The sequence below is a fragment of the Desulfovibrio sp. Huiquan2017 genome (genome assembly GCF_017351175.1).
Taxonomy (GTDB): Bacteria; Desulfobacterota; Desulfovibrionia; order Desulfovibrionales; family Desulfovibrionaceae; genus Pseudodesulfovibrio.
On the sequence record NZ_JAFMPN010000024.1, the window covers coordinates 14,305 to 39,617 of the forward strand.

Annotated in this window: 10 protein-coding genes; 5 read left to right on the forward strand and 5 right to left on the reverse strand. The window is 61.6% G+C overall.

Annotated elements, in window-relative coordinates; genetic code table 11:
* Window positions 1–420: 420 nt before the first annotated feature.
* The 3 genes from J0909_RS17500 (at window position 421) to J0909_RS17510 (ending at window position 12,548) form a co-directional block, all read left to right on the forward strand.
* The gene (locus tag J0909_RS17500; RefSeq protein WP_207264900.1) at window positions 421–9,960 is read left to right on the forward strand and encodes a cadherin-like domain-containing protein; all 9,540 of its coding nucleotides are present in this window, start codon (window positions 421–423) and stop codon (window positions 9,958–9,960) included.
* 88 nt (window positions 9,961–10,048) lie between these two features.
* Window positions 10,049–10,852 carry a hypothetical protein gene (locus tag J0909_RS17505; protein ID WP_207264901.1) on the forward strand — a complete coding sequence of 268 codons (804 nt, stop codon included), beginning with the start codon at window positions 10,049–10,051 and terminating at the stop codon, window positions 10,850–10,852.
* A 355-nt stretch (window positions 10,853–11,207) separates the two neighbouring features.
* Window positions 11,208–12,548: a TolC family outer membrane protein gene (locus J0909_RS17510; protein ID WP_207264903.1), complete on the forward strand. Its 1,341-nt coding sequence runs from the start codon at window positions 11,208–11,210 to the stop codon at window positions 12,546–12,548.
* Window positions 12,549–13,239: 691 nt separating this feature from the next.
* On the opposite strand, the gene J0909_RS17515 is transcribed toward J0909_RS17510, so the two are convergent.
* The 5 genes from J0909_RS17515 to J0909_RS17535 form a co-directional block, all read right to left on the reverse strand.
* Complete coding sequence (locus J0909_RS17515) at window positions 13,240–15,345, reverse strand: HD domain-containing phosphohydrolase (protein WP_207264905.1); 2,106 nt, start codon at window positions 15,343–15,345, stop codon at window positions 13,240–13,242.
* A 45-nt stretch (window positions 15,346–15,390) separates the two neighbouring features.
* Complete coding sequence (locus tag J0909_RS17520) at window positions 15,391–16,092, reverse strand: transglutaminase-like cysteine peptidase (protein ID WP_207264907.1); 702 nt, start codon at window positions 16,090–16,092, stop codon at window positions 15,391–15,393.
* 7 nt (window positions 16,093–16,099) lie between these two features.
* On the reverse strand, window positions 16,100–17,428 hold the full coding sequence (locus tag J0909_RS17525) for an HlyD family type I secretion periplasmic adaptor subunit (protein ID WP_207264909.1): 1,329 nt from the start codon (window positions 17,426–17,428) through the stop codon (window positions 16,100–16,102).
* A 7-nt stretch (window positions 17,429–17,435) separates the two neighbouring features.
* The gene (locus tag J0909_RS17530) at window positions 17,436–19,604 is read right to left on the reverse strand and encodes a type I secretion system permease/ATPase (protein ID WP_286182126.1); all 2,169 of its coding nucleotides are present in this window, start codon (window positions 19,602–19,604) and stop codon (window positions 17,436–17,438) included.
* 624 nt (window positions 19,605–20,228) lie between these two features.
* Window positions 20,229–21,224 (reverse strand): zinc-dependent alcohol dehydrogenase family protein, encoded by a 996-nt coding sequence (locus J0909_RS17535; RefSeq protein ID WP_207264912.1) that lies wholly within the window; start codon window positions 21,222–21,224, stop codon window positions 20,229–20,231.
* A 118-nt stretch (window positions 21,225–21,342) separates the two neighbouring features.
* On the opposite strand from J0909_RS17535, the gene J0909_RS17540 reads away from it, so the two are divergent.
* Both J0909_RS17540 and J0909_RS17545 read left to right on the forward strand, forming a co-directional pair.
* Window positions 21,343–23,142: a YgiQ family radical SAM protein gene (locus J0909_RS17540; RefSeq protein WP_207264914.1), complete on the forward strand. Its 1,800-nt coding sequence runs from the start codon at window positions 21,343–21,345 to the stop codon at window positions 23,140–23,142.
* Between the two features lie 179 nt (window positions 23,143–23,321).
* Complete coding sequence (locus J0909_RS17545) at window positions 23,322–24,905, forward strand: sigma 54-interacting transcriptional regulator (protein WP_207264916.1); 1,584 nt, start codon at window positions 23,322–23,324, stop codon at window positions 24,903–24,905.
* Window positions 24,906–25,313: the final 408 nt, after the last annotated feature.

The window sequence follows — 25,313 nt, forward strand, 5'->3', positions numbered from 1 at the left end:
GTTAAATTAATATAGAGATTGCATCATGTCTCTTAAGGAATAATTCATGCCCGCCCAGCCGTCTCTTCAACAGGCCTCAAAAAGTGCAAAAAAAGTATCCGGATTTTTAACTTAACAAAATTGCAGAGTTGCATATCGAAACATTGTACAAATCTCCGGGGAAAACTTCGTCGAGTCGATCTTTTTTTTAACATAATACTGTTGATAACTTTAAAATTCTCAAATAATCGTCTTTAATCAGTATATTAATCAAGCCTCGCCAGCCGGACGATTCACCGCACATCCCCCACTTCCTCCACAGCCTAACCTACTTGTTTATTGAAAGGTTCATCAATTGACGCATTTTCTCCATCTGTGTATACAATATAGTAACCAGATCGTCTGTTTTTTTATTGCGCATATACACTTTAGGAGGACATTATGGCTGACCCCAAGCAACTGCACATTTCTCTTCCCGGAGCAGGGAAGACGCAGGCCTACCCACTTTCGGCTGAGACCCCGGTACATTTCGACTTCGATCTTTCCGAAGCCACCTTCACCGGAAACAACGGCAACCTTGAAATCGCCATCGAAGGCGGCGGCACGGTGGTCCTCGAAGGCTACCAGGCCCTTGCGGACGCCGGCGACCTGCCCCCCTTCGAAATGACCAACGGCGAGGTGGTTGCCGGAGACGTCTACCTCTTCGCCTTCGCGGACCAGGAAGCCACGGCTGAAGACCTGGAAACCGCAGCAGGCAACGCCACCGGCAGTTCCGGCGCGGGCGCCTACAACGACGACGCGGGCACCCTTTTCGCCGGTGTGGACGCACTGGGCGGCCAGGGCGACGCCTTTGGCGGCGAGGCCATCGCTCCCCTGGATGAGGTAAACGTGGGGAACAATGACCCGAACGCCGTTGACGACGTCAATTCCCTGATCGAATCGGCGGGCACCCACATCGGCGGCCCGCTCGACAGTGAACATATGGAAGGCGACACGTGGACCTCTCCCGGCGACCAGGACGGCGACACGATCCCGGACTTCACGGTCAAGGCGGGAACGGCCAGCATTGATCAAGAGGGCAACATCACCTTCCTGAGCTCCGCTCCCCCTACCGACATCCCCGCCGGAGAGGGTGGCCAGGAAAATCGCGCCCCGACCGTTCAGGCGAACGGCGACGGCGACCTGACCGACTCCTCCAACGAGGGCGACGGGCTGGGCATCACCGGCGGCATCAACGACTCCGAAATCGACACCGTGGATCAGAGCAACTCGGGAAGCGAGGCCGTGCTGGTCTCCTTCGACGATCCCATGGATTCCGTGACCATCTCCCTGTCTGCCCTGTACAGCGCCGAATCAGGCAAGGACGGCACCGTTGACGAACTGGCCCTGCTCGTGGCCTACGACAGCGACCACAACGTAATCGGCACCGTGACCGTCAACGGCACCGACAGCGGCCGCGCCTACATCACCCTGGACTTCGACACAGACATCGCCGAAGTGCTGCTCATGCCCCTGGACAACGGCACAACGGGCAACCAGTGGACCAACAGCGACTTCCTTATCGACGGCGTCACCGGCACCATCGCCCAGACCGCCGCGATGGTCAGCGGCAACGTCATCACCGGCAACGCATCCGATCAGTTCGCAGGCGCGGACTCGGACATTGACGGCGATCCCTTGACCGTTGTCTCCGTATCCTATGGCGGCGCCCCGGCCGCAGGCGGCGGCAGCTACGAAGGCGATGCCTACGACTTCGTCCTGACAGGCGAGTTCGGCACCCTGTATCTCAATGCGGACGGCTCCTACGTCTACGTGGAAAACACCGACGCCACCGACCCCCTGAATGTTGAGGACTCGGTCAACGACGTCTTTGACTACACCATCTCCGACGGCGCGGGCGGAACGGCTTCCGCAACTCTGACCGTCACCGTCACCGGCTCCAATGACGCGCCCACCGCCGTGGCCGACACCGCTTCTCTGGTGGAAAACGGCATCCTGTCCGGCCCCGACGTGGAAGCGGTCCTGTCCGCGACCGGCAACGTCCTGCAAAACGACACGGACGTGGACAACTTCGCGCTCGGCAACGAGGGTGATCTGGCCGGTACCGAGACGACGACCGAGGTCTATGTGGATACCATCGCAGCGGGCTATATGTCCGGGGACGTCTTCGTGGCCACCCAGGTCGAGGAAGTCTACAATGCCGACGGCGACGGCGATGCGACAAACGACAGCGTGATCATTGAAGGCCAGTACGGCACGCTGACCATCCACGCGGACGGCACCTACTCCTACGCCTTGAACAACGACAATCCGGAAGTCAACGGCTTGAACGCCGACGAAACCCTGACCGAGACGTTCCAATACACCGCGACCAACACCGTGGACGACGGGCAGTACAGCAACGCCACCACTCTGAGCATCACCATCAACGGCACCAACGACGCGCCCACCCTGGAGATCCAAGGGCGGAGCGCGCATTTCGTCGAGGACGGCGCTTACGGCGTGGGCACCGGCGCGGTACACATCCTGGCGGGCAAGGATATCGACATCTTCGATGTGGATACCCCGGCCTCGGAACTGACCGTCACGATGTCCGCGGGCCAGACCTGGTTCATGGGCGACATTCTGGGCGTGTCCGGCGAGAATATCAGCGTGGCGCCCGATCAAGGCGAATACGGCCAGAATCCCTTCGTCACCGTGTACCGGTACGACTGCGGAGGTGGCGACTATATTCAGATCGTCGTGAATAACCTCACCGGCTCCGCGACCCTGACCGGGGTCGAGAACGGCGACGGCACAGACCACATCAACTTCGCCGATTTCGAGACGGCCCTGCAGTCCATCACCTACGACATCGTTGATTGGGACAACACGCCGATCACCTCCGACCGGACCTTCACCATTGAGGTCTCCGACAACGAAGGTCCCGGCACCGTCTACACGGACGGCGACGACACCTACACCACCGACACCGGCTCCTCCCAGCCCACCACGGTCACCGTGCACGTTGTGGCTTCCAACGATCAGGTGGAAGCCAACGACGACTCTTATCTCGTGATCGAAGATAGATTTAACGGCCACGCCAATACCCAAAATTGGTTCGAGCACACCGGCGTTTGGCATTCGCTGAACGCAATCCATGGCAATGTCATCGCCAACGACACCGACCCGGACGCCGACAACTGGGGCCCGTGGGACAACAATGCGAACGACCTGCACGATTTGCGGGTCATCAACGGCGAATGCACCACGGAAGGCCATGAGGCCGGCGCCGATCCCAATCCCTATGACGGCGTCTTCATCATCCAGGGCGAATACGGTACCCTGTACCTGCGTCCCGACGGCTCCTTCCTGTATGAAGCCGACCAAAACAAGATCGATGCCCTGGGTGAAGGCGAAACGGCCGTCGAGTCCTTCTCCTACACGGTCGCCGACGGCAGCGCAGGCACCTTCCACGACGGGAATCCCTTCAACAATGCGACATGGGACGAGGCCACGCTGAGCATCAAGCTGATCGGCACCAACGACGCGCCCACGCTGGAGATCGTCGGCCCCGAAGCGACCTTTGTCGAAGAAGGCATTGATGCGAACGGCTACGCCATAGGCGGCGACGCGGTCCACTTCATAAACAATGTGGACCTTGACGACGTCGATACCGACGCCAGCCAGTTGACCATCACCGTTGAAGCCTCCGGCGGCTGGCACCCCGGCGACTATCTGAGCAGTTCCGCCACCGAGGTTTCTCCCAACGTCTACCGCTACGATTGCGGATACGGCGACTACATCAAGATCGTCGTGGACGGGGACACCGTCACCCTGACCGGCGTAGATAACGGCTGGTCGGATCACATCACCATGGATAAGTTCGAGGCGGCCCTGGAGACCCTCACCTTCGGCGTCGACAATGCGAACGACAACCCGGACACCTCGGACCGCACTTTCACGGTCACGGTCAACGACAACAACGGCTCGCACTCCGTTTTCAGCACGGACGGCACGGCCTCGGATACGGTCACGGTGCATGTGCAGCAGTCCAACGACGCGCCCCACGCCACCGACAACACCAACTCCTTGACCGAAGCATCCGGACAGACGAGCTTCGAGACCCTTCTGGAAGTCGAGGGCGATACGACCTCGCACTTCATCAATAACGGCAACCAATGGGACGGCGACCACTTCACGGTCACGGCCGGAACGGCCACTCTCACCGGTGAGACCGTCTCCTTCTCGGGCGGCGGCACCCTGACCGATGCCTCCTCCGTCGCGCCCGGCCTGGGTGTGACCGGCGGCATCAACGGCAATGAAACCGACACCGTGGATCAGGACAACTCGGGCACGGAAGCCATGCGGATCTTCTTTGATGAGCCCATGGATTCCGTGACCATCACCCTGTCCGCCTTCTTTGACAACGGGGGCGAACAAGAAACGGCCCGGCTGGGAATCTACGACGCCGCCGGCAACTTCCTCGGCAGCGTGGCCGCCTCGGGCACCAGCAACGGCTACTACACGGTCACCCTGAATGCCTCCGATTACGATTCGCCCATCGGCTCCGTGGTGGTCATGCCCACCGACAACAACACGCAGGGCGACCAGTACAGCAACAGCGACTTCCTGCTCTACAGCGTCAGCGGCACGACCGCGACCCAGGTGGGCTCGGAAGTGGCCGGCAACGTCATCACCGACGACAGCGGCTACGGCATAGACTCCGACCCGGACAACGGCGACACCGCGCTCCTGCAGGTGACGCACATCGCCAACGGCCATGAAGAAACGCCCACCAACGACATCGCCCTGTCGGCGACCGACGACGGCACCAACGCCACCACCGCGATTATTGAAGGCCTGTACGGCACGCTGACCATCCACTCGGACGGTTCCTACACTTATGAGGAAGATCCGGACAAGACCAACGCACTGAGCGGAGACCCGAACAGCGAGAACCATAAGGGCGAGGACGTCTTCACCTACACCGTGGCCGACGGCCACGGCGGCACGGACACCGCCACCCTGACCATCAACATCACCGGCACCAACGACGCGCCGGTGGCCAACAACGATCTCTTCACTGAATATACCGTAACCACGGAAGCCACGAGCCTCTACGTCGATCACAGCGCCTTCAACGACGGAAATGGCTGGTCCGCCAACGGCGTGACCCTCACGGCCTCTTCCGACGGCTCCAACCCGACTCTCGTCAATGGCTCCGACCCGGATGACGGTATCGGCATCCGTAGCGGCAGCGACGCGTCCGGCTCCACGGAGGCGGCCCAGATCGACGGAAACGATGATGAAACTCTGACCATCTCCTTTGACCTGCCGCAGCACACGGCAACAGTGAACCTCAATTGGTACGATGCCGACGACACTCCCCAGTTCGTGGTGAAGGACGGCGACACGGTCTTGGCTACGCTGACCTCGGTCGCCACACCCACCGGAGGAGGCCAATATTCGTACTCGTACTCCATTGAAACTGCCAACGGCGGCTCAGTGACAGGATTGGTCGGGAACGTCGAATATGACTTCCCGGACGGTTGGACGATCAAGGTCGCATATGATCCAAACGCCAGTTACCAGACTGCCCATCCGTACACCTTCACGGTCACGGCCCCCGACGGTGTCAATGTAATCGATTCCATCGATGTCACCGCGTCGTTTAATGAAGGCTATCATCTGGCCGACTTCGTCCTCGATTCAGTGCATGCCGAGACAGTGGAAACGACAACCACCTACCCATACCAGGAAGACGGCGGCGACATTATTCTCAACGCCTCCGACATCCTGGGCAACGACACGGACCCGGACGGCGACGCCCTGCACATCGAACAGATCCTCTCCGCCACCGGCGGCACGGTCGAGTGGTATGACGCCGGGCACACGCAGTTGGTCTTCCACCCCGATGCCGACTTCAACGGCACGGCCACCTTCACGTACACCGCCTCCGATGGCACGGCCGAGTCCAACGTGGCGACGGTCAGCATCGAGATCCAACCGGTGAACGACGCGCCCGTGGCCGTTGACGACACCGCCACCACGGATGAGGACTCGCTGCTGACGGTCTCCGCCGATTCGCATGCGGATTGGAACCTGCTCAGCAACGACAGCGACGTCGACGGCGATGAACTGTCGGTGACCTCCTTCAAGGTCGATGGCGACAATACCACCTACAACGCAGGCAGCACGGCCACGCTGTACCATGACGGTACGGAAGTGGGCACCCTGACCATCAACTCGGACGGAACGTATACCTTCGATCCGGCCGACAACTTCAACGGCAACGTCCCCACCGTCACCTACACCGTCTCCGACGGCTCCCTGACGGACACCGCAGACCTGAACATCACCGTCAACCCGGTGAACGACGCCCCGACCCTGGATCTGGCAGGCGGCGGTGGCCAGGTGCACTTAGGCAATGTCGATGCGACTTACGAAAACGTCATCGGCGTCTACCACGTGGTCAACGGCGTTCCCACCGAACCCGAGATCATCTGGATCAACGACGGCAACTACTCCAACACCGATCCCCTCTACACGACGCCGGAAGCTGTGACAGACACCGAGGCCAACTGGGGCTTCTTCATCATCTCGGACGGCAAGGGCTACGCTGAAAACGCGGAACTCGGCTTCGAGCAGAATGCAGACGGCTCCTGGGCCCTGACCGTTGACGGCGAACCCGTGGACATCCAGTTCGACTACGCCGGATTCAATCCGGCCGGCGAGGAACCGTCCTTCCGGGTCACCTATGACAGCAGCACCAACAGCTACACCTGGATCTCGGGTGCGGACGACCAGCTCAACACCTCGGGCGATGACGACGACTTCGACGATCCCGCCCTGAGCGTGGACGGCGCCAGCAGCGGTCTGGACTACGCCGACACCTACACCGAAAACGAGGCTCCCATCTCCATCACCGGGAATGTGGACATCGACGACGTGGACAACGGCGCCATGATCTCCAAGGCGACCATCACCTACGAACACGGCGAGGATTCGCTCACCCAAGACGGCGGCTTGAACTTCGAAGCCCTGCTGGCCCTCGGGTTCTCCGTCTCGGGCGAAACCAATAACCCGGATGGCACCCACACCGTGACCATTACCTACAGCGGCGGCAACGCCAGCCTGGAGGAGTTCCAGGCGGCCCTGCACTCCATCACCTTCGGCGATACGGGCGAGGATGACACCGTGGACGCCGTCCACCAGTTCGACATCCAGGTGTTCGACGAGCACGGCGCTGCCTCCAACGTTGCGACCTCCACCATCACCGTGATAGCGGAGGACGCGCCCACCCTGACCGTGGACGAAGGCTCGCACATCGTCTACGAGTCGGCGCTCTCGGACGGCTCCGGCGATCCGGCAGGCGCTTCGGCATCGACCACCGGCACCCTCACCGTGGACGGCGACGTGGACAACATCCACGAGGTCACCGTCACCCTGGGCAGTGGCACCCCCGTGTCCCTGGGTGGCCTGAACACCATTGGTGGGCACACCGTGGAACTGGACCTCGACGGCGACGGCGACAACGACGCCACGCTGACCATGGGGAACTACGACTCCACTACCGGCGAGATCGGTTACACCCTGGAGCTGAACAGCGATGTCGCCAACACCAACGACGGCAATCTCGAGTTCGACCTCAACTTCGACCTCAGGGACAGCGGCCAGAACTCCCTCGCCTCGGACGGCACGACCATCAGCGTCGCGGACGACAGCCCCGCCGCCACGGACTTCGAAGTGGCCATCGAGGAAGGCACCGCCACAAGCTCCGTGACCAACATCCAGATCATACTGGACACTTCCCAAAGCATGACCAACTGGGGCGGCGTTGAGGGCAATTCTGCGAGCCGTCTGGATTTGGCTATCCAATCCATCAAGGACCTGGCGCATGCCTACGACGAAAACGGCGGCTTCAACATCCAGATCGTCACGTTCAATCAAAACGTCGCACACTCCGACATCTTCAATACTCAAGCAGCCCTGGACAGCTACCTCGATAATGATATCAGTACGGCCATATGGACCAGGTACGACCAGGGTATTGCCGAAGCGAAGTCGGCCTGGACGGAATACGTTGATGCGAACAGTGATGTCATTTCCGCCAATTCCGTGGCTTACTTCATCTCGGACGGTGAGCCGCAGTACGAGTCGTACGACGACCCCAAGTTGAATTCCGCTGAACAGGCGGCATGGGAAGAGTACGTCAACGATCACTTCAACACAGCCTACGCCATCGGCATTGGCAGCAACGCACCGTCTGACGCGGACTTGCTGTCCGTTGCACACACCCCGGACGGTGACGACCAGATATTCACCGTCACCAACCTGAAGGAGCTGACGGATACCCTGGTCGGCACCGTGAGCGAAAACACGGTCGGCAACACGCTGCAGAACACCGAGACGGGCTACCTGCTCGGTGCCGACGACGCAGGCGCGCACGACCTTGTCTCCCTCTCGTACGTCATCGGCGGCACCACCTACACCGTCGACTTCACCGACGCGACTACCGAGCACACCATTGAGCTCGAGCACGGCGCCAAGCTGGTAATCGACGGCAGCGGCGAGTACACCTACACCGCCGGCACCGTGGACAGCGACTACTCGGTCGTCTTCACCTACACGGTCCAGGACGGCGATGGCTCGACGGCTGAAGGTCAGGTCACCTTCACCACGCTGAATGTGGACGAACTCGTGGCCGTCCATGACGGCTACCACGAGATCGGCATCGTCTCGGAGGACTTGACACCACAGACAACTGCGCACTTCGGCAACCTCAACAACTACGACTCCCCTCAGGAGTTCGTAGGCAACGGAGTCACCATCTCGACCGAGAGCGGATACCTCGTTGCAATCAATGGAGACTTGGGCGTCAAGGATGGTTCTAATGACCTCCTGTCCATCAACAACCGCGACTCAATCAAGATCGATGTCGACAGCGCGACCGACGCGGAACAGATGACGATCAAGTTCGCCTGGGGCCACGACACACCCAACAATGATTACGCGAGCTTCGACGACAACGACTATGCCGGAATCACCATTCATTACACTAATGGCACGACCCAGGATGTTGACGTATACCAAGGGACATTGGACGATGATCACTCAATCACCCTGGGTAACGGTACAGCCAACATCGATTACGTAACGGTTTCGGCTCCGGGCAGTGACGACGACTTTGCCATCCAGCAAATCAAGATCACGGGCTCCTCGCAAACCATCGATCTCGGTTCCGGCGACACCGACAACGACGGCACCATCGACGGCAACGTGTTCGACAACGACCACCTCATTGCCGGGCAGGATGCGGACGTCACCCATGTGACCACCCTTGATGCGGACGGCAACACCGTCTACGGGACCCTGGACAACGGGGTGATCAGCATCGACGGGCAGTACGGACACCTGGAGATCGACGCCGAGACCGGCGAGTACGACTATAGGCCGTACGAGGGCCAGGATATCGATCACAGCGTCACCGACACCTTCGAATACACCATATCCGATGGTTCCGGGACGTCCTCGGCATCCCTGGAGTTCTCGCTGCACGACACTGCGGAGGTCCATTACGACGGAACGTCCCTGATCGACACCACAACGGGCGATGACATCATCTTCCCGGTGGATGGTTCCACCGTGGACGTCAGCGCCGGGGCGGACACCATCGTCATCGATCACGCCCACCTGGGCGACGCCGGCTCCATGACCATAACCGGCTTCCAAATGAACGAAACGGACTTCAACCTCGGGGACCACTTCCAACTGGGAGACCTCACGGGCTCGTCCGTCACGTTCACCGCAAGCGGAGACGGCAGTGACCTGACCATGCTGTTCAGCGACATCGAAACCACTGACACCATGTCCGTCACGCTCTCCGGCGTCATCAACGACAGCGCCACGATTGACCATTCGCCAGTCGAGATAACGAACAGTGACGACCTGAACCAACTGATCAACCAGATCATCGCTTCCGGCAACACTGACAGCTAAACCAACCAACACCCCGGGTCCGGCCACGCGGCCGGTCCCGGGGCACATTTCCGAATCGGCCATTGCTCCTTGGGAACAGGAGACAACTATGACAGACGCAAGCATGAACCATACGACGATGCTCGGCACCTATACCCTGGACGGGAAGGCGCCGGTCGATCCGGAGATCGTGCTGTCCAACTGTCAGGACACGGCCATGCTCGGCCGGTTGGTCGGCATGTTCGCCGACAACGACGATGTCCGGTTCTTCCTCGTCCACGGCATCGACCAGAACGCCGTGGACCTCGGCGCCGACTTCCATTTCGTCAAGGACTCCGGGGCATGGGTATTGGCCAACCACGACAATATGATCCCGGTATTGTTCGACGACCCGAGCCTCAGCGCTTCCGGGCCGGAGGGGACCTTCTCGCTGGTGCATTTGGATGACGGCTCCTGGAGCATCGACACGCATGCCCAGGCGGCACTCCCCGACGCCGACATCCCCGACCCGACCGGCGACCAGCTTCTCGTGGACAGCGAGGCGCACGACATCTTCGTCGGCGACCATGTGATCCACACGGACGCGGAATCCGGCTCCGTGTATATCGACCCGTCGATCCTGCAAGACGGCAACGGAGAGATCGTGGTCACCAACTTCGTCGTGGGCCAGGACACCCTGGAACTGCCGCAGGACATGTTCGTTCGGGACGTATCCGTGGACGGCGACCACAACCTGACCGAACTGATCATCGGGCAGTTGGACGCCCCCGACGGACACGACGACATCGTCGTCAAGCTGCTCAATGCCCTGCCGGATCCCGGCGAGATCCCATCATCCCCGGTGAATCTGGACTCGGGCTCGGACATCGACCAACTGATCCAACATATCATCGACTCTCCGGAAAACACTTGAACCAAACGCAAAACGAAAGGATCCGGGCTTTCCGCCCGGGCCCTCTTCGGCTATGACGCCAACCCTCTGGATATACGCAAGGCCGTGAATTCAACGATTCTATACATCACCCGTCGAACAGGGGCTGCCCTCCATGCCGGAACATCGCTTGAAAGAGGGATGCGCCCCTTCGCCGAAGCTGCTTACGGCGACCCTGAATAACATACTGATATACCATGATATTCAAAAAAATCAACCACGGAGGAATCAACTCATTTTTGTGCATTTTTTTGTAAACCATTCTTGACAGATAATTATATAAATGACTATAAGCCAAGCAGTGATAATCTTTAACATGCAATCTGGGATGTGTGTAATGAAAAAATTTGTTCTCGCAATTCTGACCATTTCCCTGCTGGCGTCGGTTCCCGCTTTTGCCGACAACGGCACGATGACGCTCAAGGAAAGCGTCGTCGCGGCGGTTAAGCAGCACCCGCAAATCAAGTCGCTCTTGAACAACAAGGACGCCGTGGCAAAGGCCAAGCTTTCCGCTCTCGGCCGCTTCTTCCCTTCGCTCGATCTGGCCGGGGAATACGGAACGCAGCAGTACAGCAGCGCCAACACCCGAGGCAACGACACCGATGAGCACTGGCGCAACGCCACCGAATTTCAGGCTACCTTGACACAGCCTCTCTTTGACGGCTTCGACCGTTGGCACGACTACAAGCGCGAAGGCGCCCGCCTGACCTCCGCCGAAGGACGCCTGGTGGACAACGTCGAAACCGTGGGCCTGGACGCTGTCCGTGCCCATGTGGACGTGGTTCGTCTGCGCACGCTGGTCTCCCTGGCGGAAGACAACATCGCGGCGCACCAGCATCTGCTCGATTCCATCACCGAACGCGTTCAGGGCGGTGCGGGCAACCGCGCCGACGAAATGCAGGCCAAGGGCCGCGTCGCCCGTGCGGAGACCACGCTGGTCACCTACACCGGCCAACTGCGCGCAGCCGAGGCCGAGTACATCCGCACCGTGGGCACCGCACCCGCGTCCCTGGCCGATCCGCAGTACCTGCCGAACTATATCCCCGGCAAGGCCGACCAGATTCTGAATCTCGCCCTGGAAAACAACCCGAAGATCGCCGTGTACAAGGCTGAGATCGACGTGGCCGAACAGACCAAGGGCCAGCTCGAATCGACCATGTACCCGACCATCGACGCCTACCTGGCCTCCCGCCACACCGACAATCTCGACGGCGTGGATTCCTGGGTGCAGGACAACAAGGCCATGCTGCGCGCCCGGTGGAACGTCTTCAACGGCACCAGTGACTACAACGACGTTCGCACCGCCGCCGCCCGCATCCGCGAGGCGCAGGACAATCTGCAGGACACCACCGACGACATCATCCGTCAGGTCGCTTCCACCTGGGCCGACTACGAGTCCAGCCTGAACCAGATCGAGAAGTATCAGGAAGCCTTGCAGTACAGCCTTGAGTCCCTGGACATGTACCTCATGCAGTTCAACGTGGGCCAGCGCTCCTTGCTGGACCTCCTGGATGCCACCAACGAGGTGTTCTCCAACCGTGTGCAGCTTGAAACCGCGACCATGAACCGTGACTTCACCGTCTACAAGTTCCTGGCCCTCGAAGGCTCGCTCATGAAGACCCTCGAAATCGCGCCCTCCACCTACGAGAACATGCCCACCGAGACCGCATCCAACTAAGTTCCGGAAAACTGCGAGAACAGTCTTCGAGAGGGACGCAGCCGTCGTGGCTGCGTCCCTCTCTTTTTTGGGGAAACGTACAGTGGCGACGCCCTGTTCATAGACAAAAATCGCGGGGAGAAAGACCTCCCAGCCGAAGAGGCAACGCACAGCAAGGGCGCGACTCCTTGCTCGCATCCAACCGGCCTTCCCGCCACATAGCCCCTGGCACCGCAAGCCCATTGTCGGCCCGCTTCCAGCCAAGCCGACTTCAGCCTTCGCCTTGAACAAAACAACGGCCCCGCTTCGCCGCCCACGAGCGCGGAAAGGTTTTCCCTGTGGACGGCCATGCCAGGTTCGGTCAGGAACCGCGCGGAACGACTCGCCCGCGGAGGGCTAGGCCTTACTCCATAAGGTAAATTGGGGAGTTGAACGCCGCATTGCGGCACGAAACAGGTGGTCCAGCCCTGCTTTCCCCTGTCCCGTCTCCATCGAAGCGCGCCAGATTAGACCCGGCCCCACCCATTTCGCTGTCCTGGGGATTTGCCGGTGGGCAAAGACATGCGTTCCTGGATCCTTTTCTGCGTCTTCGACATGGCCTTTTAGCTACGCGCCTTCCGGCTCATGCAATAACCGTTGCCATGCGCCCAAACCAAAAGGCCCCGGCGCAATGCCGGGGCCTTGGGCAACCAGATGGAATGAAGCGAAGGAATTAACTCCTGTCCTCTCCCAGAAGGCGCTCTCCGTTGGGAGTCCCGAGGACATTGGCCAAGGCCGTGACCACTGCGGAGTCGAAGCGGCTGGCTTCGCGGGACAGAATCTCCAAGGCCTCTTCCGGGGCCTTTGCCCCCCGATAGGAACGCGGGCGAATCATGGCGCAGAACACATTCAGCACCGCGAGAATGCGGGCCAGCAGAATGATGTCGCCGCCCTTGAGCTTCTTGGGATACCCCGTGCCGTCCAGGCGCTCGTTCATCTGATAGATGGCGGTAAGCACGCCCTCGGCTATGTCGATGTCCTTGAGGATGCGGTAGGCGTATTCGACGTGCCCCTCCATGATGACCATCTCCTCGGGAGTGAGCTTGCCCGGCTTGGTCAGGATCTCATTGGGCACGAACATCTTGCCGATCTGGGACAGGTTGGCGGCGGTCTCGATCTCGGCAATATCCATTTCGGAGAGGTGCATGGCCTTGGCCACCTCCACGGACAGTCCGGCCAGAAGCTTGGTATGACCGCCCAGGTACGGGTCGGCCGCCTCGATGGTCGAGCCCAGGGCCTCCATGGCGTTCTTGATCAAACGCTTGTTCTTCTCCTGGGCGGCCACGAACTCGGTCACATCGCGGTAGACCTCGACGATCCCTTGGCAGGTGCCGTCCTTGGCGTAGTATGGGGATTTGGACACCTGGAACTGGTGGCGCCGGGAGCGGATGAAGATGGGCTCGCTGATGGTCAGCTTGCGCTTCTCGCCGACGACCACTTCATCGATGGATTCCAGCCGCTTGGCCGTGTCAAAGCCGAATACGGCGGCGGTGTCCATGCCGATGAGTTCCTCTTTGGGCCGCCCGGCGGCCGCGGCAAAGGCGTCGTTGACGTAGGTGAACTTGCCGTGCGCGTCCTTGAGGACGATGAATTCGTCGATATTGGCGTTGATGGAGTCGATGAACAACTTCTGTTCCTCGATCTGGGTGGCCAGAGCGCGGAACTGCTCGGCGATGCGCTGGCTTTGCACCCCGGTCAGAATCCACCAAGCCAACCCGGCGATAAGCAAGGCGGTCAGGATGCCCAACCCGGCCACGATGTAGACCGCACGGGTGTAATCGACAATGGGTTTCATGGCCTCGCCGTAGTCGATTTCCTGGACCAGCCACCAGGCCGGGCCCGGGATGCGCACGCCCAGGGAATAGACCTGGGTATCGCCGTCTTCGAGGCTAGGCCTGATCCCGAAAGGAATATGCCCGCTCTCATCGACTTTTATGGGGAATCCGATGTCCAGGAAGCCCTCGGAGGTCCACGGCGCGACCTCGCGGTAACCCGCGCCGCTCTTCTGCATGAGGCGGGTCTTTTCCCCCTTGACGGCCAACGGGGAGTTGGACAGCAGCTCGGTGATCTTGCCGGAGACCTGTCGGGTCATCATGAGCACGCCCACGGCCTTCTGGCCGGGGGTTTCCTCGGCGCCGCCCACGGCGTCGGGCGGGTAGACCGGGACGAACACATCCATCTCAAGCCCCTGCGCGGTCTTACGCAAGGTGGAATACTGCGGTCCCTTGCCCCTGATGGCTGCCATCGCCAGCCCGGTCTGCTCCTGGCTCATGGGTGGCAGGTAGCCGTCGGTGGCGATGTAGGCCTCGCCCTTGCGGCTCAGGATCCGGGCGTTGAGGAAGCCCGCGTAGGTGGAGAATTCGCGGAGCATGTTCTCCATCATGGGCAATTGCTCGGCCAGGGTCGCGCCCTCCCCACTCTCCGAGGATTGATCGGAGTGCAATCGCACGAAGAGGTTGGACAGGTCGCCGGCATAGGTGTCCACCTCCGCTGCGTAGAGCCGGAAGAGGTCGGACTTGATCAGCCGGTCGCCTTGGTGGGACAGATTCTCAAGCCAGGACGTCATGACCTCGGAGCGCCCTTGGGTCAGTAGTTGAAATCGCTTCTGCTGGTTTTCCAACATCCCGGCCTGCTTATCCCGCACCGCCCTGGCGGCGAGCAGGACGATGCCCACCGAGATGACCAGCACAAAAGCCAGCACCACGCCGATTTTGACGCCCTGCCCGGCTCCCCCGATCGACTTGGGGACCTCCGGGGTCTTGGTAAGATGTTCAGCCATGTCGCTTCTCCATCTGGTTTGTGGCCACGCCCTTGTGGGCGGGCCTTATTGCTTCGCCTTTTCGTAAGTGGTCCGCTTTTGGGGAGCCACGTGCATCCAGCGGTACTTCTCGTTGACCGAGTACTGCGGAATGTAATGCCGGTATTTCTTATGAGACAGGACCATGTCGGTCTGATTGTCGAGGATGTAGATATCGTCCGTGGCGTACACCGCCAAGACCGCATGGCCGATGCCGCGGATGGCGTCCTTGACAGCCACGATGCGCAATTGGTCGCCGGTAAAACCGAGTTCCTGAAGGGCGTAGAACTTGGCGATGGAATAGTCTTCGCAGTCGCCCGATTTTTTGAGGAATTCCCAGGGAGTCTCCCAGTAGTCGCTGACGCCCCAGTTGGCCTTGTCCAAACGGTACGGCCACTTGTTGAAGAACTTGGTCACGGCCTTGAGCCGCTCCATCTCGGACTTGTTTCGAACCTGGGCCTTGAGCGTGTCCCAGGCCCTCCGGGACGGATGGCCGCGCGTCCGGTCATCGTTGAAATACCCCTTCCAGGCCCGCATCTTATCGAGCACGCGCGTCCACTTGGGCAGCTTTTGCAGCTTGCCCTTGAACTCCATGGTCCCGAAGAGACGGCGCTGCCCCGAATCGGCGGCCGCCGCAAAGGCGTCGAGAGGCCGGACGAGGGTTGCGGCAAGACAGGCCGCGCAAAGCGCGACCACCACCGCCGAGTATATCCCCCGCACCGGCTTCATCCACGCCTCATCGTTCCCTAAGCGCGTTCTGCTTTGCCTTGAGCAGCGGCTTAAGCAGATAGTCCAGGACCGACTTCCGGCCGGTCAGGATGTCCACGCTCGCGGTCATGCCCGGGATGATGGGCAACTGCTGGCCCCGATAGGTGATGGCGTTTTCCTTGGTGCGCACCTTGACCAGGTAGTGGCTCTCGCCCTTCTCGTCTTCGATGGTGTCGGCCGAAATGTTCTCCACGGTACCGTCCAATCCGCCGTAGATGGAGAAGTCATAGGCCGTGATCTTGACCTTGGCCTTCTGGCCCGGGTGCAGGAAGGCGATGTCCGAAGGCTTGACCTCGGCCTCGACCAGCAAGGTATCGTCCAAGGGCACGACCTCCATGATGGACTCGCCGGGCCGGATCACGCCGCCGATGGTGTTGACCATGATGTGCTTGACCACGCCGCGCACCGGGGAACGCACATCGGTGCGGGTCACGCGGTCGCCGCCGGAGCTGAGGTTCTCCAGGATGGAATTGAGTTCCTGCCTGCGGGCATTGATCTCCTCCAAGGCGTTGGCCCGGTATTCGGCCTTGGCCTGGGCGATGCGCCCCTGGGCTTCCTTGGCTGCCCGCTGTACGCGGGGGATGCCCAGGGTCAGGGCTTGCATATCGCCGTGCAATTGAACCACGGTCTGTTCCAGGCGCAGATAATCGAGCTCGGAATGAATATGCTTCTCCACCAGGGGCTTGGCGATATTGCGTTGTTTCTCGGCCACTTCCAGGCTCTGGCGAAGCTGATTGCGGCGGGCGACCATCTCGTTCACTTCCTGCTGCCGCTGCTGATACTGGTCCTCAAGCAGGCTGATGTCGATATTGAGCTTGTTGCGCTGGGCCAGAAAGATATGGTGTTGGTCATCGACCAGTTGCGGAGCCTTCTCGACCACTTCAGGCGGGAAGCTCGGTTCGTCCACACCGTCCGCTTCAGCCTGGAGCCTGGCGATGGCCGCCTGGTGCTCCAGGGCCTTGCTCTGGGCATCGCGGTAATAGCTGGCGGCCTGCTCGTTGGACAGGCGGCAAAGGATGTCGCCCTTTTCCACGGTCTGGCCCTCCTGAACGAAAAGCTCGTTCATGATGCCACCCTCCAGGTTCTGGATTTCCTGGATGCGCTGGGACGGGATGACCCGGCCGAAGCCGCGTGTGCGCTCGTCGAGCATGGCCAGCTTGGCCCAGACGATGAAGATGAGGATCATCAACAGAATGGACGTGGACATGATGTAGGCGACCCGGTGGCCCCGGCCGTACATGGCCTGGTCCACCTCGCTCATGAACAGGAGCGTTTCTCTATCGTATTTCTTGCTCATTTCATCCTCACAGGGAAACCTTGATTTGACCGGTCCGGAGTCCGTCGAGCACGGCCTTCTTGGGGCCGTCCACGACGATTCTGCCCCGGTCCATGATCACCAGCCGGTCCACGAGATCAAGCATGGAATGGCGGTGGGTGATGACGATGAGCGTCTTGTCCTCGATGTATTTGCGCAGCCGCTCCTTGAGGCGGTATTCCGACTGGTTGTCCATGTTGCTCGACGGCTCGTCCATGATCAGGACTTCCGGATCGGGCAGGATGGCGCGGGCGATGGTCACGGCTTGTCGCTGGCCGCCGGACAGGGAGGTACCCCGTTCGCCGACCATCATGCCGAAGCCCGCCGGGTGGTCGCGAACGAAGTCGTTGACCCCGGAAATCTCGGCGGCCGCGTTGATGGACTGGTCATCCGCCTCGGGCAAGCCGAAGGCTATATTGTCCTTCAGGGTGCCGTAGAAAAGCAGACTGTCCTGGGAGATGTAGCCCACCTTGCGGCGCAGGTCCGCCACATCCATCTGGCGCAGGTCGATGTCGCCCACCTGGACCGAGCCCTGCACCGGCTGGTAGAGGCCCACGCAGAGCTTGCCCAGCGTGGTCTTGCCCGCGCCGGTACGGCCCACGATGCCGACTTTCTCGCCCGGCTTGAGCTTAAGGTTGATGTCGTGGAGCACGGCCTTGTCCGTGCCCGGATAGCTGAAGGACACATCGGTCAGGGTCACGGACGGCTCGATAACGCCGTAGTGGAAGGCTTCCTTGTCTTCGGGCCGCTCGGACGGCATTTCCATGAGCATGTCCAGGGCGTTCAGGGCCATACGCGATTGCTGGAAGCGCGAGAGCAGCCCGGCCACCGCGGACAGCGGAGCCATGGACCGGCCGGACAGGATGTTGCAGGCGATGAGCCCACCCACGGTCAACTCGCCCTTGGAGATGAGGTACACGCCGGTGATGATCACGGCCACGGAAACCATCTGGGTGATGAAGACCGAGAAGGAGATGGACACGTTGGCCATGGTCTTGGCGTGGCTGTTGGAGTGGGCGGACAGGCCGACCACGTTTTCCCAGCGCGCCTGAATGCGGCCCTCGGCCATGGACGTCTTGATGGTTTCGAGCCCCTGGACGATCTCGAACAGGAGCGCGTATTTCTGGGTGGATTCCTTGTAATGGTTCTCGATGATCCGCTGAAAGGGAATCTGCATGAACACGCCCACCAGGATGACCAGGGGCACGGCCACGAAGATCGGATAGGCTATGGGCCCGCCGATGAAGTAGATGACACAGATGAACACGATCAGGAACGGCAGGTCGATGAGGGCCACCAGCGAGGAGGAGCCGAAGAACTCGCGCAGGGACTCGAACTCGCGGATGTTGTTGGCCACCGCGCCCGCCGATTCCGGCATATAGTCGAGCCGGGCGGACATGAGGTGGTTCATGATCTTGGAGCCGAGGAGCACGTCCGCGTTGCGTCCGGCCACGTCCACGAAATAGGAACGCAGGTTCTTGAGCAGAAAGTCGAACAGATAGGCGATGCCAATGCCGATGGCCAAGGCCCAGAGGGTATCGGTGGCGTTGTTGGGGATGACCCGGTCGTACACGTTCATGACGAAGAGCGGCGAGGCCACGATGATGATGTTGGTCATGATCGAGGCGCCGATGACGTGCTTGTAGATGGGCCAGAATTTGCCGATGACGCCCCAGAACCAGCGCTTGGTCTTGAGCAGCTTGAGCTCACTGGCCCGCTTGTCCAGCTTGGATTTGCGGTGGCAGAAGATGGCGTACCCGGTGTATTCCTCTTCGAGCTTGGCCAGAGGTATCTCGGTCTCATCCATGCCGTGGCCCGGCACGAGAACCCGGGCCGCGTTGCCCGAGGTGTCCAGGAGCACGCAGGCGTTGCCGCCGCGCAACAGCAGGATGCACGGCATGACCAGCTTGGTGATGCCCCGCAGTTTCTCGCGGTACACGGTCTTGGCGGTGATGCCGATGCGCTCGGCCGAACGCACGATGGAGGCGGCGGTAATGACTCCCTCCTGTTGGGGGATGCCAGCCTTGAGCGTGGCCGAGGAAACCGGCTTGCCGAGCAGGCGGCTGATGATGGACAGACAGATGACCAGCGGAGGTTGAAAATCAATATCCTTGGGGGTCAGCCGTTCGTCGGTCTCCACCCGGATCGGCTGTTGCATGCCCGGCATTCCAGGCATTCCCGGCATGCCTGGAGGCATCTGCCCCTTGACCGGCTGCCCTGGCTGCCCGGGTTGTAGCTGTCCCGGCTGCGGTTGTCCGGGCTGTGATTCTCCCGGTTGCGGCTGTCCCGGTTGTGGTTGCCCCGAAGCGGTTCTTCCGGCCGGAGCGGGGCCGCCCTGAGCGGGCTTGGCACCCGGCGCGGCCTGAGGCGTCGCGGGAATCGGGCCTGAGCGTTGGGCACCGTTGCCCGGCATCGGGCCGGTGTCCATGCGCGAGGCTTTGGCGGCGGGTTTCCTGTCATCAGGACTGGCGGGCCGAGGAGCTCCCCCGGCTGGCTTGGGGCCAGCCGGATTCGGCGCTGTATCGGCCCCGGTCCTGCGGCCCGGAGCGGCCTTAGAGGCTGCTGGTGACGCTTTTTTTTCGGGTGGCATAGATTTCACTTGGATGAGGATTGCGTTCGCATGCAGACCATAAAACGGGTCCGCCGTCCATTACTGACAGTAGTAGTTTCACAATCTTTCGCGTAGGGGCCATTTTGTCAAGCTTCAATTGCCTCATTCCTTAGCGATCCCGCACGCTTCATAAACGCCCGCGAAACAGGATCCAGGCCCGGCGGCCTCCGCTCAGGCCGCGACCGAGATCCCGATCTTGCCCAGGGCTTTCCCCGCTTCCCAATAGCGGTGGGCCGAGGCGATGTCGCGGAAGTCAAAACGGCGCTCGTCCAGGAGCACGGCCAGTTCGTCCGCATCCACCAGTCCGGCCACCCGTTCGAGGATCTCGCCGATCCGCTCCCGCCCCTTGCCGGTGAGCAGCGGCAGAAGCATGAAGACCACGTGCAGGGACAATCCTTTGGCGTGCAGCGGCCCCAGATCGTGCGTGGAACGGGTGTTGGTGGAGACCACCCGGCCGCCCGTGCGGACCGCCCTGAGCGAGTCGTCCAGAACCGGACCGCCCACGGTGTCGAAAACCGCATCGAACCCCTCGCCGCCGGTGTACTCGGCCACGTACTCGTCCACGTCCGCAGCCGTGTAGTCGATGGGCGTGCCGCCCAGAGCCTCGACCACGGCGGCCTTGTCCGGGGAGGAGACCGTGGCGAAGACCTCGGCCCCGGCGTGGGCCCCGAGCTGCACGGCCAGATGCCCCACGCCCCCGGCCCCGCCCTGGACCAGAAGCCGTTCGCCCGCCTTGAGCCCCGCCCTGTCGAACAGGGCCAGCCAGGCGGTGACGGCGACCAGGGGCATGGCCCCGGCGTCCGTCAAATCCATGCATTCGGGAGCGCGGGCCAACAACCGTTCGTCCGCGACCGTGAACTCGGCCAGCGCGCCGGGCAATCCCTTGATCCCGCCGGGACAGCCGAACACGCGGTCGCCCGCGGCGAAGCGGGTGACGCCTGGCCCCGCGGCCTCCACGGTACCGGACACGTCCATGCCCGGCACGGCGGGCAGTGCGGGCGCAAAGGCCAGGGACTGGCCCAGCGCGGCGATTTTGTTGTCGATGGGGTTCAGGCTCGACCCGGCAACGCGGACCAGGACCTGGCCCGGACCGGGGTCGGGCACGGGGATATCGGACTCGGCAAAGGCGTATTGCCCGCCGTATTCTTCAAGCAGCATGGCTTTCATGGACAGTTCCTCCTTTTTCCATCCTACCCGCATCCCGACGGCCTGTACAGGGGCGGAGAGATTACGGAAGACACGGAAATGAGTGGACCAAAGGGCGCACCTGGGTCATCATGAACGGATGGCACGCAAACGACACGCACAGCCCCTTGCCCAGCCCTATGTCCTGCCCATGTCCCGCAAGGAGATGGACGACCTGGGATGGGAGGAGCTCGACATTCTCCTGGTCACGGGTGACGCCTATGTGGACCACCCTTCCTTTGGTGCGCCCCTGCTCGGGCGCTGGCTCGTCCGCCAGGGCTTCCGCACGGGCATCTGCGCCCAGCCCGCCTGGGATCGCCCCGACGACATTCTTCGCCTGGGCCGACCGAGACTGTTCGCGGGGGTCTCAGCCGGGTCGCTGGACTCCATGGTGGCCCACTACACGGCCTTCCGCAAAAAACGGTCCGACGACGCCTACACCCCCGGCGGCAAGGCGGGGGCGCGGCCCAACCGGGCGTGCATCGCCTACACCAACGTGGTGCAGCGGGCCTTTCCGGGCCTGCCCGTAATCCTGGGCGGCATCGAGGCGTCGTTGCGGCGTGTGTCACACTATGATTTCTGGTCCGACTCGGTGCGCAAATCCGTGCTCCTGGACTCCAAGGCCACGGCCATAACCTACGGTATGGCCGAGGACTCCATCGCCACCCTGGCCCGGACCATCGAGGCCATTCTCGAAGACGTCGGCGAAGTGGATCTGCGCGCCTTGCGTCCCCAGCTGGCGGGGTTGCCCGGCCTGGCTGTGGCCGGGACCCGGGACGACGTCCCCGAGAACACCGAAGTCATCGAGCTGCCCTCCCACGAGGCCATCCTGGAAGACCCCAAGGCGCTCATAGAGGCCACCCGGCTACTCGAAAAACAAGTCCATCAGAACAAAGCCATGGCCGTGCAGGCCACCGGCAAACGGATGGTCCTGATTTCCCCGCCCGGGCTCCTGCTCGACACGGCGGGCCTGGACGAAGTGGCAGGCCTGCCCTTCACCCGGCTGCCCCACCCGGCCTACCGGGAACGCATCCCGGCGGCGGACATGATCCTGACCAGCGTGACCACCCACCGGGGCTGCTCGGGCGGCTGCTCGTTCTGCACCCTTGCCCTGCACCAGGGGCGGACCATCCGCTCGCGAAGCAAGGCCTCCCTGCTCAAGGAGGTGAAGGCCATCACCGAGGTGAAGGGATGGACCGGGTCCATTTCAGACGTGGGCGGCCCCAGCGCCAACATGTGGGGCGCGCACTGCGATGCCGACCAGTCCACCTGCGAACGGGCCAGCTGCCTGACCCCGCGCATCTGCAAGCATTACAAGGTGACCCAGCGCGATTTCGTCTCCCTCCTGCGCTCCGTGGCCGACGTCAACTCCGTGGACCACGTGCGCGTGGCCTCGGGCTGGCGCATCGACCTGGCCGTGACCGACATGCGCTCCCTGGCCTGCATGATCCGCGAATTCGTGGGCGGTCAAGCCAAAGTCGCCCCCGAGCACCAGGTGAACCACGTGCTCAAGCTCATGCGCAAGCCCGGGTTCGAGACCTTCGAGACCTTCCTCGACCTGTTCGACAGGGAGTCGAAAAAAGCGGGCAAGAAACAATACGTCGTCCCCTACCTCATGTCCGCCTTCCCCGGCTGCACCGAGGAGGACATGCACACCCTGCACGACTGGCTCGATGCGCGCGGCTGGAAGCCCGAGCAGGTCCAGTGTTTCATCCCCCTGCCCGGCACGGCCGCCGCGGCCATGTTCCATGCCGGGTGCGACATGCAGGGGAACCCCATTCACGTAGCCAAAACCGACGCGGAGCGGCTGCGCCAACACGCCATCCTCATGCCGGACACCGGCCGGCCGCCGGGTCAGGCCTCCCACCGGGGCCGGGGCCGGAAACGCCCCCGAAAATGATCCTGGCCGGGTGTGGACTCGACGCCGCGCCCGGGCAAATATTGCAGATATGTATATCCACTATTCGCAAATAACGTATTTGTAAAAAATTTTCTCCTTTTTCGTATGTGCCGCCCGCCCGGAAAGCCCCGAGCCGCGCCACATTTCGCGCATGGCATCGTGCTTGCTATTCACTATCCATGCTTGCAACCGTCCCCGGATTAAAACTGTCGGCCCTCCAGTCCATCTGCCAAGTCATCGACCAGGCCATGGACTTGCAGACGGCGCTGGACGGCGTTCTGAAAATACTTTCGGAACAGTTGGCCATGCAGCGGGCCACGGTGACCCTCTTCGACCCCGAGACCGGCCAGTTGTCCATCAACGCCTCCTATGGCCTGACCACCGAAGAAAAACGGCGCGGCGTGTACAAGCTGGACGAGGGCGTCACCGGGCGCATATTCCAGACCGGCGAGCCCTATTACGTCCCGGACATCGAAAAGGAGCCGCTCTTCCTGGACAAGACCGGCTCGCGCCGGGTCAAGCGCGGCATGATCTCCTTCATCGGCGTGCCCATCGTCCTGCACGGCGATCCCATCGGCGTGCTCAACGTGGACCGGCTCTTCGAAGACGAAATCAGCTTCGAGGAAGATGTGGACTTTCTCAAGGTGGTGGCCACGCTCATCGGCCAATTCCTCAGCCTGAACGAAAAGATCATGGCCCGCGAGGCAGCCCTGAAGCGCGAGAATACCTCGCTCAAGTACCAGATTTCCAAGAACTCCAAGGGGCCGTACATCGTGGGCCAGAGCTCGGCCATGGTCGAGGTGCAGCGCCAGATGGAAAAGGTCTCGCCCACCCGGGCCACGGTCCTGCTGCTCGGCGAATCCGGCGTGGGCAAGACGCTCATCGCCAAGATCATCCACGAGCTTTCCGAGCGCAAGGGCAACCCGTTCATCAAAATCAACTGTGCGTCCATCCCCGGCAACCTGCTGGAATCCGAGCTGTTCGGCCACGAAAAAGGGGCCTTCACCGGAGCCACGGGCACCCGGCCCGGCCGCTTCGAGGAGGCGGACACCGGGACCATCTTCCTGGACGAGATCGGCGAACTGCCCATGGCGCTCCAGGCCAAACTGCTGCGCGTGCTCCAGGACAAGGAGCTGGAACGACTCGGCTCCAACCGGACCCGGACCATCGACGTGCGCATCCTGGCCGCCACCAACCGGGACCTCGGCCATCTGGTGGAGCGCGGGCGGTTTCGCCTGGACCTCTACTACCGGCTGAATGTCTTTCCCATCCGCGTGCCCGCCCTGCGCGAACGAAAAGAGGACATCACCGGCCTGCTCAATCACTTCCTGCACAAGATGGCCGACGACTACGGGCGGAACATCCACCTGACCTCCACGGCATTGGACGCGCTCATCCGCTACGACTGGCCGGGCAACGTGCGCGAGATGCAGAACCTCATCGAACGGCTGGTGATCATGTCCGAGGAGGACCGCGTCAGCCTGGAATTTCTCAAGTCCTATCTCGCCCCCGGGCAGTCCGCCACCGTGCAGGAGGCCATCCCCATATCCGAGGACGCCCCGCGCCACACCTCGCTCAAGGAATTCGAACGCAACGAGGTCATGGCCGCCCTGGAGCGCAACGGATGGGTCCAGTACAAGGCCGCCGAGGCCCTCGGGCTGTCCGCCCGCCAGATGGGCTACCGAGTCAAGAAGTACGGCCTGGAATCCATGATCGCCGAGGGCAGGGCCAAGATCCGGCGGTTGAAGGAAGGCCAGGCGTAAATTTTCGGCATACCCACCTCCACCCCCATTCAAGACGCCTCCCGCCGGACGGTCCGGCGGGAGGCGTCGGCCTGTCCCCGCCCGAGCGTGCCGCTCCCCCACGGGGGGAGTTCCTAAAAAGAGAACCATCCCTTTCATTCTCTGAAAAAAAGAATCAGACGTCGAAGGCCGCTTCGCGGCGAGAATCAAAATGATTTCGCCTCCGGCGGGCAAGGACTCGCGCCCTTGCATCCCATTTTTGCGCCTACGGCGCGATCTTTTCTCCACCAAGGGGATGTCAGCTATATCGCCCCAAAAATACCATGTCGGCACTCCCGAGTTTTGCTGGTAACAACACCAGTGAAACCAAAACAACCAGGAGGCCGACATGGCAAAGCTCAAGGTATCATCAGTCCATCGGTTTGTAGA

Excerpts from the sequence above, each read along its gene's own strand:
- J0909_RS17500 (WP_207264900.1), top strand. The coding sequence starts at position 421 with ATGGCTGACCCCAAGCAACTGCACATTTCTCTTCCCGGAGCAGGGAAG.
- J0909_RS17505 (WP_207264901.1), top strand. The coding sequence starts at position 10,049 with ATGACAGACGCAAGCATGAACCATACGACGATGCTCGGCACCTATACC.
- J0909_RS17510 (WP_207264903.1), top strand. The coding sequence starts at position 11,208 with ATGAAAAAATTTGTTCTCGCAATTCTGACCATTTCCCTGCTGGCGTCG.
- J0909_RS17515 (WP_207264905.1), bottom strand. The coding sequence starts at position 15,345 with ATGGCTGAACATCTTACCAAGACCCCGGAGGTCCCCAAGTCGATCGGG.
- J0909_RS17520 (WP_207264907.1), bottom strand. The coding sequence starts at position 16,092 with ATGAAGCCGGTGCGGGGGATATACTCGGCGGTGGTGGTCGCGCTTTGC.
- J0909_RS17525 (WP_207264909.1), bottom strand. The coding sequence starts at position 17,428 with ATGAGCAAGAAATACGATAGAGAAACGCTCCTGTTCATGAGCGAGGTG.
- J0909_RS17530 (WP_286182126.1), bottom strand. The coding sequence starts at position 19,604 with ATGCAACAGCCGATCCGGGTGGAGACCGACGAACGGCTGACCCCCAAG.
- J0909_RS17535 (WP_207264912.1), bottom strand. The coding sequence starts at position 21,224 with ATGAAAGCCATGCTGCTTGAAGAATACGGCGGGCAATACGCCTTTGCC.
- J0909_RS17540 (WP_207264914.1), top strand. The coding sequence starts at position 21,343 with ATGGCACGCAAACGACACGCACAGCCCCTTGCCCAGCCCTATGTCCTG.
- J0909_RS17545 (WP_207264916.1), top strand. The coding sequence starts at position 23,322 with ATGCTTGCAACCGTCCCCGGATTAAAACTGTCGGCCCTCCAGTCCATC.